The organism is Acinetobacter sp. YH12046, from assembly GCF_013419905.1.
Taxonomy (GTDB): Bacteria; Pseudomonadota; Gammaproteobacteria; order Pseudomonadales; family Moraxellaceae; genus Acinetobacter.
Window position 1 is genome coordinate 35,936 of record NZ_VOZF01000021.1, and the last position, 14,155, is coordinate 50,090.

Below are 14,155 nucleotides of genomic sequence, written 5' to 3' on the forward strand. Positions count from 1 at the left end.
AAAAACATCTATAACAACATGATCAAGGTCTTGCCTACATCTTTGTGCTCTACTGGAGGAGATCCAGTGGCATTTCAAGATGCTCAGATACCGACTTTTTGCAAAGTGTAATGACGATATTCTGACACGTTTAAAAACTGAAATTTCATTTTTAAACGTTTGGAGGAGGCTACTCCCCTTGTTCAAACTCAATTCTGTTTGAGCAATTGCTCAATATCAGATGAGCATGACAGATTTTATGCATAATCACAAATTATTTTACAAAAAGCAGCGTTTAATCAGCGGCTTTGGGCAAAAAGTCTAGGCGCTGAACCAAATAAAGACTAAGCAGAAATCCAAGGATCGCCAGCCCTGCTCCGGCCCAGCCAATGCTCGATAGTCCAATCTGAAGCGTGACTATACTGCCAAGCAAAGCTCCTCCGCCAATACCGACATTATACAGGCCTGAATAAATGGCCATGGCAACATCTGTAGCATCTGCAGCCAGATTCAGGGTTTTAGATTGTAGGGCCAGGCTGAAACCAATGATGCTCAAACCCCACAGCAGAGATAAGCCAGAGAGGCCTGTGACTGTGCTCGACAGTGGTAATAACAGCAGCATGGAAATAACCAATCCAAAAGTAAAAGCAGGAATAGTCATTTTTGGGAACTGCGCAGTAAAACGACCAAACAGATAGGAGCCTAGGAATCCTGCCCCGCCATAAACCAGAAGTAAAGTTGTGGTCTGGGCTGAATCAAAGTGGGCGATATTCAGGGAGAATGGTTCAATATAGCTATAAGCGGTAAACTGCGCCGTAATCACCAGAATGGTGAGGGCAAAGCCCAGCATCAGGCTTGGACGTTTGATCAGGCTTTTTAAGCTGCTGAGGGAGCCTGAATTGACACTTGGAAGCAATGGCAAGGTTTTGGCCAGAATCAGGCAAATGATCAATGCGAGACACGCAATCAGGGCAAAACTGTTACGCCAGCCATACGCCTCACCAATCATCCGGCCAAATGGAATACCGAGCACCATCGCCATCGCCGTTCCTGTGGCTAATAAACCAAGTGCCTGAAACTCTTTACCTTTCGGTGCGACCCGAACCGCGAGTGAAGCGGTAATCGACCAGAACAAGGCATGTGCGATGGCAATCCCTATCCGGCTGATCACCAGCGTGCTAAAACTCCAGGCAAAATAGGACAGCACATGACTTAAAATAAAGACCGCAAAGACCAGCATCAGTAGAAAACGCCGTTCTATGGCTTTAGTGAGCAGCATGATCGGAAGAGATAGTAGGGCCACGATCCAGGCATAAATGGTCAGCATGATACCGGCCTGAGTGGCGGACATGGCAAAACTTTCCCCGATTCCACTCAGTAATGCCACAGGAATAAATTCGGTGGTGTTAAAAATAAAAGCCGCGCAGGCTAAAGCGATGACACCAATCCATTGCTTGGTGACAGAAGAAGCGGAAGATGAGTCAGACATACGAAGTTGCATGCAAAAAGATGCTGCATTCTAATCCTGTCATTCTGAATTAGGGAGTAGTTAAAATTAAATTTTTGGGGTGACATGCGATGACTCAAACTGCATCACCCTCAATCAGGCAAAATAGAGAAATAAAAAGTTATCAATATTTGAAAAAAAATCACAGGAAATGATGAAAGAAAATAAAAAATTTCATCCAATATTAAAAACTTAACAATAATTCATATTATTTCTTCAGGAAGATGTTTTAAATTAAATAAACCAATAATTTTATTAAGGGATCAGCCTTCAGTATGGACATTCAACATCAAGATTCAAAACGCGGCGGTGTATTTTTTATGGAGGAAGATGGTCGACGTCTTGCTGAAATTACATATCAGTGGCAAGAAGCATCGACCATCGTGGCTGATCATACCTGGGTAGATAATTCCCTACGCGGTCAAGGTGTAGCACGCAAAATGCTGGATGTGCTGGTCGACTTTGCCCGCAAGAATAGCTTAAAAATTATTCCCCAGTGTTCCTATGTAGATGTCATGTTTAAACGTGATCGCAGCCTACAGGATGTGGCAGCTGCTATTTAGCAATTGAATTAAACTTATCCAAGATAGAGATATGTTGTAATTTGCCTTTAAGTGCAGGTACAGAAATACGCTGCAGCAGGTTATATACGCCATAACCTGCCATCAGGCCTATGCTGTTCCATAACACTTCTTCATATTTGCCTAACAGCGTAAGTATTCCTATCATCAGGCTTACACTGATATAAAAAAACATACGACGGCGAACAAACTGTAAAAGTGTCCAGCCTACAAAAACTGAACTGAGCAAAATGTTGGTCTCGGTCGTCAAGGCCATCTCATTCAGCATAATCAAAAGCATAAAACATATACACAACAACGCTACAGTGAAAATCAGATCTTTTAACATCAGGTTTCACTCCTTCATCATTATCGCTATATATCTGAAATCATTGATTTCCTCTCAGGAGGTAATTGTTAGAAGTTTTCTTTGGAAAAGCAAACCTAAAACAATGTAAGCAAAAACGGATATTTGCTTAAAAAATGATCGACTTAAATTAAAATAATTGATTAAATTATGCTTTTAATTCTTTCTTCAGTGAGATGACCTTATGCTACAGCTTTGCTACGCCAGTGAGCGGATAGAATCTGAACAAGAGTTATTACAGGATCTTAGCGATATATTATCTGTAGCGAGAAAATTTAATAAAGCTCATCAGATTAACGGGGTTTTATATTATTCCCACGGCAAGTTTTTTCAATGTCTGGAAGGTGAAGCAGAGGCGGTAGAAAATCTGTTTCAGAGCATTTGCCGTGATCCACGCCATCATCAGGTGCTTCGCTTTCAGGATGCAACGGTAGAACGTCCACATTTCTCGGAATGGTCGATGAAATATGTCCATAAACATAGTGAAATTTCTTCTTTATTTTCACGTTTAGGTTTAGGTCAGTTTGAACCTCATGCATTGCAACAGGAACAGTTGAGTGGATTCCTGGAGCTGCTCTATCGTCTGGATGAAAATCAGGCCAATCTTGCTTCTCCTCAAGGTTATAAACAGCGTGGTTATATTCCCTATTTTTAATTGATGCTAAAAAATAAAAAAGTCCGCATAGCGGACTTTTTTGCTGCCGATAATGATCTAAGTCATTTCAATCATGACCTTTAAAGCCTTTTCGTCAGAAGCATGTTTAAACACATCATAAGCCTTTTCAAATTCAGCAAACTTGAAGTGATGGGTGGCCAGTTTTTCCAGTGGTAACTTGCCGGAACAGCAGGTCTTGAGCAGCATACCGGTGGTATTGGTATTGACCAGACCTGTGGTAATGGTCAGGTTTTTAATCCAGAGTTTATTCAGTTCAAAATTGACGGATTTGCCATGTACACCGACATTGGCCAGATGGCCGCCTTCTTTCACAATGTGCTGGCAAATATTCCAGGTGGCTTCCAAGCCCACCGCTTCAATAGCACAGTCCACCCCTCGCCCATCAGTGAGTTCCAGTACACGTTGAATAGCATCCTCATTGGCTGAATTCACGGTATGGGTGGCCCCGACAGTTTTGGCAAATTCCAGCCGGTTATCATCGACATCGACCATGATGATATTGGCTGGAGAATAAAACTGGGCAGTGAGCAAGGCACTCATGCCAATCGGGCCGGCACCGACAATCGCTACATTGTCTCCCGGTTTGACCTGACCATATTGCACACCAATTTCATGGGAGGTCGGCAAAATATCGGAAAGAAAGACCGCAACATCTTCATTCAGACCTTCTGGTAGGTGATAGAGAGAAGTATCGGCAAATGGGGTTCGGACATATTCGGCATGAGTGCCGTCAATCATATAGCCCATGATCCAGCCACCCTCGTTTCTACAATGAGCATACAGCTGTTTCTGACAGTTTTCACAGGTGCCGCAGCGGCTGACACAGGAAATAATCACCCGATCGCCCTTTTTAAAGTTTTGAACTGCGGAACCGACTTCTTCCACAATACCAATACCTTCATGACCGAGAATCCGGCCATTAAAGCTGCCGTTTTTTTCTTTTGCGACCTCTTCAATTTCGGGGTTTTTACCTTTCCAGATCCCGAGGTCGGTACCACAAATGGTGACTTTGCTAAGTTTGATAATGGCATCAGTAGGTTGCAGAATTTGGGGAATGGGACGCTCTTCAAAGCGGATATCATTGGCGCCGTAATAAACCATGGCTTTCATTGTTGTCATGACAGATCTCCTAAGGGAATGAGGGTCTGAACAAGAGAGATAAAGCTATTTTTTTGCTGACTTTGTACCTTGGAAAATAATCAGGAGGGTGGAGAATGAAAGAGAATGGAAATGCTGTTGTTCTTATTGATTGTGCCTAGAGCACTCAAAGACTGCAATGAGTCTTATGTTCAGATTGCAACAAAAGATAATGAAAAGAAGAAAGATAAATTTTAGCTGTTTTAATAGTGAAATAAGAAAGTTGATTTGAACTTGAATGAAGTTCAATTTTCTTAAGAAAAGATAGAAAGCGAATTTAATTTTTAAAATAAAAAAGCCCGCTATTACGGGCTTTTTCATATAAATTTTTAAGCTTTTAAAGCGCCAATCAGTTTCTGATGTAGCCCGCCAAAACCGCCATTGGACATGATCACCACGGCATCGCCCTCACCTGCTTCAGCCACTACGGTCTGGATAATCTCATCCAGAGTACGTGCGACTACAGCTTTATTTGGCGCAGCGTCAATTACCGGTTGCAGATCCCAGTCCAAACCTTCAGGTTGATACCAGATCACTTCATCCGCCAGACGCGCGGAATGTGCCAAACCATCTTTATGACTGCCCATACGCATGGTATTGGAGCGTGGTTCAATAATCGCCCACAGCTTACGTTCACCTAAACGCTTGCGTGCACCTTCAAGGGTGGTATCAATTGCAGTTGGGTGATGGGCAAAGTCATCATAGACTTCAATGCCGCATACAGTGTCCAGCAGTTCCATACGGCGCTTAACACCACCAAAGTTTGAAAGTGCTTCACAAGCCGTTTCAATAGAGACACCGACATGTTCAGCAGCAGCAATCGTTGCTAGTGCATTGGCTACACTATGCTGACCCGTCATATTCCATTTCACTTCGCCTTTCACGATACCGTGTTGCAGCACCTTGAAGTGAGAACCATCTTCTGAAAGCTGTTCAGCATAAAGCTCAGATTTTTCATTGGCATCTAATGAAGTACGAACCACAGGCGTCCAGCAGCCCTGCTCTAGCACTTCATCAATATTCGTTTCAGTAATTGGCGTAATAATGCGGCCTTCACTTGGAATGGTACGCACTAAATGGTGGAACTGTTTCTGGATCGCTGCCAGATCATCAAAAATATCGGCATGGTCAAATTCCAGATTGTTTAGAATTGCCGTCTTAGGATGGTAATGTACGAACTTGGAGCGCTTGTCGAAGAAAGCAGAATCGTATTCATCGGCTTCAACACAGAAGTATTTGCCACCACCTAAACGCGCGCTTTCTTTAAAGCCAAGCGGAACACCGCCAATCAAAAAGCCCGGTTCCAGACCGGCCTGATCCAGCACCCAGGCCAGCATGGTGGTGGTGGTGGTTTTACCATGGGTGCCGGCCACGCCCAGAACATGCTTGCCTTGCAGCACATGATCGGCCAGGAATTGTGGACCTGAAACATATGGTAGACCGGCATTGAGCATATATTCCACCGCATCAATACCACGTTTCATGGCATTACCGACAATCACCAAGTCCGGATGCGGCTGTAAATGGCTGCGGTCGTAGCCCTGCATTAAAGTAATGCCTGCATTTTCCAGCTGGGTCGACATCGGTGGATAAACGTTTTGATCCGATCCTGTCACCTTATGGCCTAGATCACGTGCCAGTAATGCCAGTGAACCCATAAAGGTGCCACAAATACCCAAAATATGCAGATGCATCTAATTCACTCCATTTTGCCTGACACATCACTTTGTACTGGTGCTGTTGCCATGATTTATTCGATTTGCAAGCAACGATAGCAAGGCTTTGACCGAAAAGATAGTCAAAGTTCAAGCATTCCTGCGGGATTTTTTAAATCCTGTTTCACAGACAAATTCAGGGAAATTTTCAAGCTTCCGGAATATCTTTTGGCAAAATAAATCGTAAAATAAGCCCGAACTTTTTGCAGAGTGCATGCAGATGCTACCGGCTCTATTTCTTCTGGTGATTGCCAACTGTTTTATGACCCTGGCCTGGTATGGACATCTCAAATTCCTGCCGCATGATGCACCGCTGTGGCAGGCGATTTTATTTAGCTGGGCCATTGCCTTGTTTGAATATAGCCTGATGATTCCAGCGACCAAATTATTAGCCCAACAGGGACTGGCGGTGGGTCAAATGAAGATTACTCAGGAAGTCGTCACTCTACTGGTCTTTGTTCCCTTTATGATTTTTCTGTTCAAACAGCCGTTTAAACTGGATTATTTATGGGCAGCGCTATGTCTCTGTGGCTGTGTCTATTTTGTATTCCGCAGTTCCTGAAATCATCTACTAGCCACTACTTCCCTATTTTTATTCCAGTTTTTAAGAATCCAATAAAAAAATAAGAAAAATCGAGCCTTGCTTTGACCGTTAAATTTTATGAAGCTGAAAAATCAGTCTATAATATGCATTCCTATTCAAGCTTGGCTCTCTCGTCGAGATTTATCTTTCTTACTTTAATCTCTGGAAAATTTGCAATGAATGCGGCTGCTGCACAAGATACTCCTCTCGTAGGTATTATCATGGGTTCTCAATCAGATTGGGCAACTCTCGAACACACTGCCAAAATGCTCAAGCAGCTTGGTGTCCCATTTGAAGCCGAAGTCGTTTCCGCACACCGTACCCCGGACCGTCTGTTTGAATATGCTGAACAAGCGCGTGATCGTGGTATTCAGGTGATTATTGCCGGTGCAGGTGGTGCAGCGCATTTACCAGGTATGTGTGCAGCCAAAACTGATCTGCCAGTACTGGGTGTACCCGTCAAATCTTCGATCTTAAATGGTGTCGATTCATTGCTTTCTATCGTGCAAATGCCAGCGGGTATCGCCGTAGGAACATTGGCGATCGGTCCTGCCGGTGCAACCAATGCAGCCATTATGGCAGCACAGATTTTAGGTTTAACCCGTCCAGAGATCGCAAAAAATGTCGCAGATTTCCGCGCGGCACAAACCGAGAAAGTCGCAAGTAACAATATTCCAGGTCAAATGTAAGTCCAAGCTTAATACGGGATCAAACACAATGGATAAAACCATCGGTATTTTTGGTGGCGGCCAGTTAGGTCGGATGATGGCACAAGCCGCACTACCTCTAAATATTCAATGTACGTTCTTTGAAGCCAATACGGACTGCCCTTCTGCGGCTTTGGGTCCGGTTTTCTCAACAAAAGCTGTAAATGGCTTGCAGGATTTCATCAATAGCGCAGATGTCTTCAGCCTGGAGTTTGAAAATACACCCCTAGCTGATGTCGACGTTTTAACGCAAAACAAAGATCTGCATCCGCCTCGTCAGGCTTTAGCTATCGCACAACATCGTCTGTCTGAAAAGGCACTATTTGATGAACTGGAAATTCCGGTTGCACCATATAAAGCGGTGACTTCAGTCGAAAGCTTGCAGGCGGCCGTTGCTGAGCTTGGCTTACCGATCGTGCTAAAAACCTCTCGTGGTGGTTATGACGGCAAAGGCCAGTTCGTTCTACGTTCAGCAGATCAGATTGATCAGGCCTGGGCGGAACTCGGCCCTGCTGGTGAATTGATTGCCGAAAGTTTTGTGACTTTCTCGCGTGAAGTATCCATCATTGCGGTACGTGGTCAAAATGGTGATGTCAAAACCTGGCCATTGGCTGAAAATCATCACCATAATGGCATCCTGTCGCATTCCATCGTTCCGGCACCCAATAGTGCGGATCTGCAGCCAGTCGCGCAGGATTACATCACTCGCCTGCTCAATCACTTGAATTATGTGGGTGTCTTGACCCTTGAGCTGTTTGTGACAGACAAAGGCCTGTATGCAAATGAAATGGCACCACGTGTGCATAACTCAGGTCACTGGTCGATTGAAGGCGCTGTCTGCTCGCAGTTTGAAAACCATATTCGTGCGGTCGCAGGTCTGCCACTGGGTTCAACTGAAGTGGTGCGTCCAACCGTGATGGTGAACATTATCGGTCAGCATCCCAAATCTGAAGATGTCCTGACTTTAGAAGGCGCACACCTGCATCTGTACAATAAAACAGAACGTGAAGGTCGCAAGATTGGTCACATCACTTTGATGCCCACAGACAGCGCTCAGCTGACCACTTTATGCCGTCAACTGGCGAAGATTTTACCGAATCCATTGGCATTGAGCGAAGATATGACCATCTAAGCTTTAAGCTGCTGATAAAAAAAGCGATCACTTCGGTGATCGCTTTTTTATTTGTCCAGATTCAGGCATGATTGCGCCTCTTTAAAAATCCCCTGCCATTGGTCGGATCATTTTTAAAATCAATTGCTTATAAACTGATCAATTGAGTATAAATATAATAATTTAATTCGCTGCTATTTTGGGCTGAATTCTGGGTTATTCACTTGTGGATAAACTTAATATTGAGTTTGAATTTAAAACTGGAAATAGATTTTGAATTTAAATTCATAAAAATAAATTCAAATTTAAAAATGAACTTTGAATTTAAACTTCGCTGCTTAAATTTAAATTCAAAAATATGAATTCAAATTTAAAAGCTGATCAATGAATTCAAAGTTCTGAATTTAAATATAGTTACTTCTAATAAAAATGAATTTAAAATAGAAATACTATATACCAGAAGCCTTTGGCTGATTGAGCAGTCCTGATCTAAAGACAAGTTATCCACAATCATTTTTTAAATTCAAAAGTAATTTCCTGAGTTTTGAATTTAAATTTAAAAAATGAGCCTGATTTGAATTTAAAATGGACTTGTGGATAAGTTTTTAAATTTAAAAGCTACAAAATGAATTCAAAAGTGTAGGAATTATGAATTTAAATTTACGCATTGGCGCTTTAATTTTCGTCATGAGCTGCTAAGGTAGAAACATAATTCAAAATCTAAATATTTAAGGGTCTTATGCAACGGCTTGCACTTTTTGTTGGTTCTTTGGTTTTAGCTGCTACACAGGCACAGGCAGAACTGATTATTAATGGTCAGCGTGTGACATCAACGGATATATCCTCTGTTCCGAGCAGCCCCGTCAATTATGCGTCCCAAAATAATTTTCAGAATTGTCTTGCCAATTTGCGCAGTCAGGCGATTGCACAAGGCGTAAGTGGTTCAACCTACGATCGTTATACGCAAAATTTAACACCCGATTATTCTGTGATTGAAAAGCTGAATTATCAGCCTGAGTTTTCGACTCCGATCTGGGATTATCTGTCCGGACTGGTGGATGAAGAACGTGTACAACTGGGTCGACAAAAACTGCAGCAACATCGTGAGGTATTAAACCGGATTAGCACAGCCTATGGAGTACCGGCAGAAACCATCGTAGCCGTATGGGGCGTAGAAAGTAATTTTGGTGATATTTCCGGGAAGTATCCTTTATTACAGGCCTTGGGTACTTTGAGTTGTGAAGGTCGTCGTCAAAGTTATTTCCGTGGTGAGTTCTTCACCACTATGAAACTGTTACAGCGTGGCGATGTCTATGAAAGCCAGCTCAAAGGTTCATGGGCAGGCGCATTTGGTCACACCCAGTTTATGCCATCGACTTATGATGAGCTGGCGGTTGATTTTGATGGGGATGGTCGTCGTGATTTAGTCAGCAGTATTCCTGATGCACTGGCTTCTACAGCCAATTTCCTGAAAAAACGTGGCTGGCAGACTGGCCAACCTTGGGGCTTTGAAGTAAAAATTCCACAAGGCATGTCTGTTGCAGGCGAAAGCCGACGCAATAAAAAATCACTGAGTAGCTGGATGAACCGTGGTGTGGTGCGCGCTGACGGTACTTCGCTATTGCAGGGCAATTTATCAGAATCTTCTCAGGCTGGCTTATTGGTACCTGCAGGTGAAAATGGCCCGGTATTTTTAGTCTTTAAGAATTTTGATGCTATTTATAGCTATAATGCAGCAGAAAGTTATGCTTTAGCGATTGCACATTTATCTGACCGCTTACAAGGTAAAGGAAGCATCCAGGCAGCTTGGCCAACCGATGATCCGGGTACGTCACGTGCGGAACGTCGCGAGATCCAGCAATTCCTGTTAAACCGTGGCTATGATATTGGTGAGGTGGATGGTCTGATTGGAGATAAAACCCGCCAAGCGATTCGTCAGGAACAGAACCGTCTGGGTTTAAGCCCGACCGGTCGTGCGGGCCAGCAAATCCTGCGTGCATTTAGAAATGAAAATGCCAAACTCATGATGCGTTAGGAAGAATTTAGACATGATCTAAATATAGATCTTCATCATAAAAAAGGTCTGCAAATATGCAGACCTTTTTTATAACTATATATAGTGAGTTTAAAGCTGCTCTTATACAGAGGTAATCGTGCCCAGAACACGATAACCTGATGCGCCTGTCACAGCCGGCAGATTGCCGCTGAGTTGATTCATAAAACGCATCGCCAGCCAGGCAAAAGCCGTGCCTTCTACCCAAGTCGGATTTAAGCCAAGATCGGCTGTGGTTTGTACGCTCCAATGATGTTTACGCAAACGCCAGCGTAACTGTTCCAATAAATGTGAATTATAGGCACCACCACCACAAACATAAACTTCACCGGTATCCAGACCGGAACGGTAAATGGCTTTTTTAATCGCACGGGTAGTGAGCTTCATTAAAGTAGCTTGCACATTCTCTGGTGTATCTTCAAGTTCATCATATTGAAGGTCATTGCGCCAGTCGGCAATTTGTTCATCCAGCCATTCCAGATTGAAGTCTTCGCGGCCAGTACTTTTGGGTGGCTCTTTTGAGAAGAACTCATGTTCCTGTAATCGATCTAATAGGCTACGGATTGGCGTGCCATAAGCCGCCCAATTACCATTTTCATCAAAAGGCTGGCCGGTATAACGCTGACACCAGGCATCCATCAGAATATTGGCAGGGCCGGTATCAAAGCCATACACCTGATCCGGTTGACCTGCCGGCAGAATACTCACATTGGCAATGCCGCCCAGATTCAGAATCACGCGGTGAATACTGTCATGCTGGAAAATATCTTGATGGAAAGCGGGAACCAAAGGTGCGCCTTGGCCGCCAGCAGCCAGATCACGACGACGGAAATCGGAAATGACCGGAATCTGGGTGATTTCAGTAATGATATTCGGATCACCAATTTGCAGGGTAAAGCCATGTTCGGGGCGATGGCGGATGGTCTGACCATGTGAGCCAATCGCCTTGATTTGAGATCGATCTAAATTATTTTCTTTAATCAGCGCATTGATGCCATGACCAATCATCTGTGCCAGTGCGACATCAGCTTTGCCCATGCGGTCGATTTCATTGTCATCTGGCAAAGTCAGTGCCATCAGTTCATCACGAAGATCGGGATCAAAAGGCAAGGTGAGGGTGGCATGAAGCTGAAGTGGATCAAAAGAAGCAGCAACAATATCGACACCATCCATGCTTGTGCCGGTCATTACCCCAATATAGATCGCTGTCATGATTATTCTTAAGCCTGCAATGTGCTGAAAAAGTGTTAGTATATCGCACAAATTGAATAACTGATGTATTTGGATTTTGTGATGTCAAATTTCCTGCCGGCTGAAGAACAACTTGCCCTCATCCAACGAGGCACCCACGAAATTATTTCTGAAGAAGACCTTCTGAAGAAATTAAAGCAGAATCGTCCTTTAAAAATTAAAGCGGGTTTTGACCCAACTGCACCGGATCTGCACCTAGGTCATACAGTTTTAATCAATAAATTAAAAGTATTCCAGGACTTGGGTCATGAAGTGTACTTCCTGATTGGTGACTACACTGCGATGATCGGTGACCCAACGGGTAAGAGCGCAACCCGCCCGCCATTGTCACGTGAGCAGGTGCTAGAAAACGCAAAAACTTATCAAGAACAAGTATTTAAAATTCTTGATCCAAACAAAACCAAAGTCGTGTTTAACTCGGAATGGTTTGCACAAAAAACTGCAGCTGACCTGATTCAATTGGCATCACAACAAACAGTTGCACGTATGTTAGAGCGTGATGATTTCACCAAGCGTTATAACAATCAGCAACCGATTGCGATTCATGAATTCTTATATCCACTGGTTCAAGGTTATGACTCAATCGCCTTGGAAGCTGACGTAGAGTTAGGGGGTACAGACCAGACTTTTAACCTGTTGATGGGTCGTACTCTGCAAGGCCGTTATAACCAGGAAGCGCAGGTGTGTATCACTGTGCCAATTCTTGAAGGTCTGGATGGCGTGAACAAGATGTCTAAATCTTTAGGCAACTATATTGGTGTATTTGATGCACCTGGCGCGATGTACCAGAAAGTACTGTCTATGCCAGATTCATTGATTGAGCGTTATTTCGATCTACTCAGCTTCAAGTCTATAGAAGAAATCCAAGGCTTACTGAAAGAAATCGAAGAAGGCCGTAACCCGCAGGAAGTGAAACGCATTCTTGCGCTGGAACTGGTGGAACGTTTCCATGGTGCTGAAGCTGCTGCTCACGCCCATAAAGGTGCAGGTAATATCATTACTGAAGGTGAACTGCCTGAAGGTACGCCAGAAGTGACCATTTCACGTGGTGAATTTGGTGGTGAGATCTTCATTACTTCAATTTTACGTGAAGCTGGCTTAACCAAAAATGCTGCTCAAGCTAAAGATGCCTTAGGCCGCGGCACTGTAAAAGTGGACTGGAAACCGGTTGATGCGTCTTTTTCTGTGAAAGAGAACGTAACTTTAATTATTCAGGCCAGCAAAAAAGCAATTGCAAAAGTGACCTTCGTTGACTAAGGCTGGTTCTAAGTTATTGAAATAAAAGCAGGCTTCGGCCTGCTTTTATTTTTTAAGTTGTATATGAATTATATAAATATAGAAATTCAAAAAAAACCTTATAAAAACAACATTTAAATTTTGCCATTTGGCTTGCATTTCTGGTTTTTTGTGTATAAGATTTATTCGTCTAGAGATTCCGTGAAAAGCATATCTAGAGGGTAATGATCAATAACAGACAACTCCATAATTGATCAGGTCTCTAAGTGAAGAGACAAGTTAATATAATGTGAATAACTATAATAATGACATAATGGATCGGGTAAAGATTCAATTCTAAGGAAGAGATTTTGGGAGAGATCTCTTCCTTTTTTATTGGTGTTGTCTGGCTATATGTTCAATCTTCAATAAATTCAAAACAAAGATGGATGAATCAGCTTGGATTAAGGTTAAATCCATGGTGAGATGAATGAATCATCTTTGAATCTCAATCCATCTATAAAAAGAAAGGTAAATAAGGTGTATCAATACCAGACTGAACAGATGTTTGATGAAGACATCGATTTCATTTTGCGTTTTCTCTTCGAATATGAGTCTGCTGAGCAGAAACAAAAATCTTTTGATCAGGCACAGACCTTATTTCAGCAATTAGATCTTGCCTCCCACTATTTACTCTTTTCATTAGTCAAAGAACGTTTGCCACGTCGGGCCAAATTATTGTTTGCTGCTGAAGACTATAGTGGCAAGAAAGAAGTGATTGAGGAAGTGATGCAGCATTGGGTAAAAGATAGATACTCAAATGTGGCTTAACCGATTTTAATCTTCTACTTATTCTTCTGCGCTTAAGTAAGCTTTCTGGATGATCTGAAATCTAGAAAGATCATATCCTCATTTTTGCTTCTTAAAAGCGGGTGTTAAGAAAAAATCTGTATTCAGCTAAGATCTTAACCTTACAGAAAGCTCCATATCTATAAGTCGGATAGAAAACAGCAAAATGTGTAACCTGATATAAGAAAGTTTCGGAAAATTCTGGATACAGCCCTTAAATTGTATGGTCTTATTTAAAAATCACAGTTTTTTGATAGTTATCAGGTCTTAATAAATTTTACTGTTTTAAATTGAATTGCAATAAATACGGCTTTTATTGAAGAAAAATGCTCAAAATTTAGATAAAAAAGTGATTTTTTAACGAAATTCGTAGAAAAAAGATACATACGTGAAAAATATAGTGAATTAGGGGTTGCAATGATTCTGAAATCCTCTAGAATGCACC

General features: G+C 42.6%; 14 protein-coding genes. 8 read left to right on the forward strand and 6 right to left on the reverse strand.

Features of this window, described 5'->3' with window-relative positions:
• Positions 1-274: 274 nt before the first annotated feature.
• On the reverse strand, positions 275-1,468 hold the full coding sequence (locus FTU03_RS11690; RefSeq protein ID WP_179993069.1) for a sugar transporter: 1,194 nt from the start codon (positions 1,466-1,468) through the stop codon (positions 275-277).
• A gap of 293 nt (positions 1,469-1,761) precedes the next feature.
• Between FTU03_RS11690 and FTU03_RS11695 the strand changes: the two genes are divergently transcribed.
• Entirely contained in the window at positions 1,762-2,049 is a 288-nt protein-coding gene (locus tag FTU03_RS11695; protein WP_004780333.1) for a GNAT family N-acetyltransferase, read from the forward strand.
• Here the strand turns inward: FTU03_RS11695 and FTU03_RS11700 are convergent.
• On the reverse strand, positions 2,042-2,395 hold the full coding sequence (locus FTU03_RS11700; protein ID WP_104426804.1) for a hypothetical protein: 354 nt from the start codon (positions 2,393-2,395) through the stop codon (positions 2,042-2,044). The genes FTU03_RS11695 and FTU03_RS11700 overlap by 8 nt on opposite strands.
• Before the next feature lie 202 nt (positions 2,396-2,597).
• Here FTU03_RS11700 and FTU03_RS11705 point away from each other — a divergent pair, with 202 nt between their 5' ends.
• On the forward strand, positions 2,598-3,068 hold the full coding sequence (locus FTU03_RS11705) for a BLUF domain-containing protein (RefSeq protein ID WP_179993049.1): 471 nt from the start codon (positions 2,598-2,600) through the stop codon (positions 3,066-3,068).
• A gap of 57 nt (positions 3,069-3,125) precedes the next feature.
• Here the strand turns inward: FTU03_RS11705 and FTU03_RS11710 are convergent, their stop codons facing one another.
• On the reverse strand, positions 3,126-4,208 hold the full coding sequence (locus tag FTU03_RS11710) for a zinc-dependent alcohol dehydrogenase family protein (protein ID WP_179993048.1): 1,083 nt from the start codon (positions 4,206-4,208) through the stop codon (positions 3,126-3,128).
• A gap of 347 nt (positions 4,209-4,555) precedes the next feature.
• On the reverse strand, positions 4,556-5,920 hold the full coding sequence (gene mpl, locus FTU03_RS11715) for a UDP-N-acetylmuramate:L-alanyl-gamma-D-glutamyl-meso-diaminopimelate ligase (protein ID WP_179993047.1): 1,365 nt from the start codon (positions 5,918-5,920) through the stop codon (positions 4,556-4,558).
• Positions 5,921-6,161: 241 nt separating this feature from the next.
• On the opposite strand from mpl, the gene FTU03_RS11720 reads away from it, so the two are divergent.
• From FTU03_RS11720 to FTU03_RS11735, 4 genes are all read left to right on the forward strand, one after another.
• Positions 6,162-6,503: a DMT family protein gene (locus FTU03_RS11720; RefSeq protein WP_004780323.1), complete on the forward strand. Its 342-nt coding sequence runs from the start codon at positions 6,162-6,164 to the stop codon at positions 6,501-6,503.
• A 197-nt stretch (positions 6,504-6,700) separates the two neighbouring features.
• The gene (gene purE / locus FTU03_RS11725; protein WP_004780321.1) at positions 6,701-7,213 is read left to right on the forward strand and encodes a 5-(carboxyamino)imidazole ribonucleotide mutase; all 513 of its coding nucleotides are present in this window, start codon (positions 6,701-6,703) and stop codon (positions 7,211-7,213) included.
• A 28-nt stretch (positions 7,214-7,241) separates the two neighbouring features.
• A complete protein-coding gene (locus FTU03_RS11730) occupies positions 7,242-8,363 on the forward strand; it encodes a 5-(carboxyamino)imidazole ribonucleotide synthase (RefSeq protein WP_179993046.1) in 1,122 nt (373 codons plus the stop codon).
• A gap of 718 nt (positions 8,364-9,081) precedes the next feature.
• Positions 9,082-10,377: a lytic murein transglycosylase gene (locus FTU03_RS11735; RefSeq protein WP_218947162.1), complete on the forward strand. Its 1,296-nt coding sequence runs from the start codon at positions 9,082-9,084 to the stop codon at positions 10,375-10,377.
• Between the two features lie 102 nt (positions 10,378-10,479).
• On the opposite strand, the gene FTU03_RS11740 is transcribed toward FTU03_RS11735, so the two are convergent.
• The gene (locus FTU03_RS11740; protein WP_179993045.1) at positions 10,480-11,607 is read right to left on the reverse strand and encodes an anhydro-N-acetylmuramic acid kinase; all 1,128 of its coding nucleotides are present in this window, start codon (positions 11,605-11,607) and stop codon (positions 10,480-10,482) included.
• A 63-nt stretch (positions 11,608-11,670) separates the two neighbouring features.
• Here FTU03_RS11740 and tyrS point away from each other — a divergent pair, with 63 nt between their 5' ends.
• Both tyrS and FTU03_RS11750 read left to right on the forward strand, forming a co-directional pair.
• Positions 11,671-12,903 carry a tyrosine--tRNA ligase gene (tyrS, locus tag FTU03_RS11745; RefSeq protein WP_161792066.1) on the forward strand — a complete coding sequence of 411 codons (1,233 nt, stop codon included), beginning with the start codon at positions 11,671-11,673 and terminating at the stop codon, positions 12,901-12,903.
• A gap of 498 nt (positions 12,904-13,401) precedes the next feature.
• Positions 13,402-13,692, forward strand: a complete 291-nt coding sequence (locus FTU03_RS11750; protein WP_179993044.1) for a hypothetical protein — start codon at positions 13,402-13,404, stop codon at positions 13,690-13,692.
• A 278-nt stretch (positions 13,693-13,970) separates the two neighbouring features.
• On the opposite strand, the gene FTU03_RS16100 is transcribed toward FTU03_RS11750, so the two are convergent.
• The coding region (locus FTU03_RS16100; protein WP_218951865.1) for a hypothetical protein at positions 13,971-14,155 on the reverse strand (185 nt) is incomplete at its 5' end.

Coding starts and splice junctions, on each gene's coding strand:
- FTU03_RS11690 (WP_179993069.1), bottom strand. CDS start 1,468: ATGTCTGACTCATCTTCCGCTTCTTCTGTCACCAAGCAATGGATTGGT.
- FTU03_RS11695 (WP_004780333.1), top strand. CDS start 1,762: ATGGACATTCAACATCAAGATTCAAAACGCGGCGGTGTATTTTTTATG.
- FTU03_RS11700 (WP_104426804.1), bottom strand. CDS start 2,395: ATGTTAAAAGATCTGATTTTCACTGTAGCGTTGTTGTGTATATGTTTT.
- FTU03_RS11705 (WP_179993049.1), top strand. CDS start 2,598: ATGCTACAGCTTTGCTACGCCAGTGAGCGGATAGAATCTGAACAAGAG.
- FTU03_RS11710 (WP_179993048.1), bottom strand. CDS start 4,208: ATGACAACAATGAAAGCCATGGTTTATTACGGCGCCAATGATATCCGC.
- mpl (WP_179993047.1), bottom strand. CDS start 5,920: ATGCATCTGCATATTTTGGGTATTTGTGGCACCTTTATGGGTTCACTG.
- FTU03_RS11720 (WP_004780323.1), top strand. CDS start 6,162: ATGCTACCGGCTCTATTTCTTCTGGTGATTGCCAACTGTTTTATGACC.
- purE (WP_004780321.1), top strand. CDS start 6,701: ATGAATGCGGCTGCTGCACAAGATACTCCTCTCGTAGGTATTATCATG.
- FTU03_RS11730 (WP_179993046.1), top strand. CDS start 7,242: ATGGATAAAACCATCGGTATTTTTGGTGGCGGCCAGTTAGGTCGGATG.
- FTU03_RS11735 (WP_218947162.1), top strand. CDS start 9,082: ATGCAACGGCTTGCACTTTTTGTTGGTTCTTTGGTTTTAGCTGCTACA.
- FTU03_RS11740 (WP_179993045.1), bottom strand. CDS start 11,607: ATGACAGCGATCTATATTGGGGTAATGACCGGCACAAGCATGGATGGT.
- tyrS (WP_161792066.1), top strand. CDS start 11,671: ATGTATTTGGATTTTGTGATGTCAAATTTCCTGCCGGCTGAAGAACAA.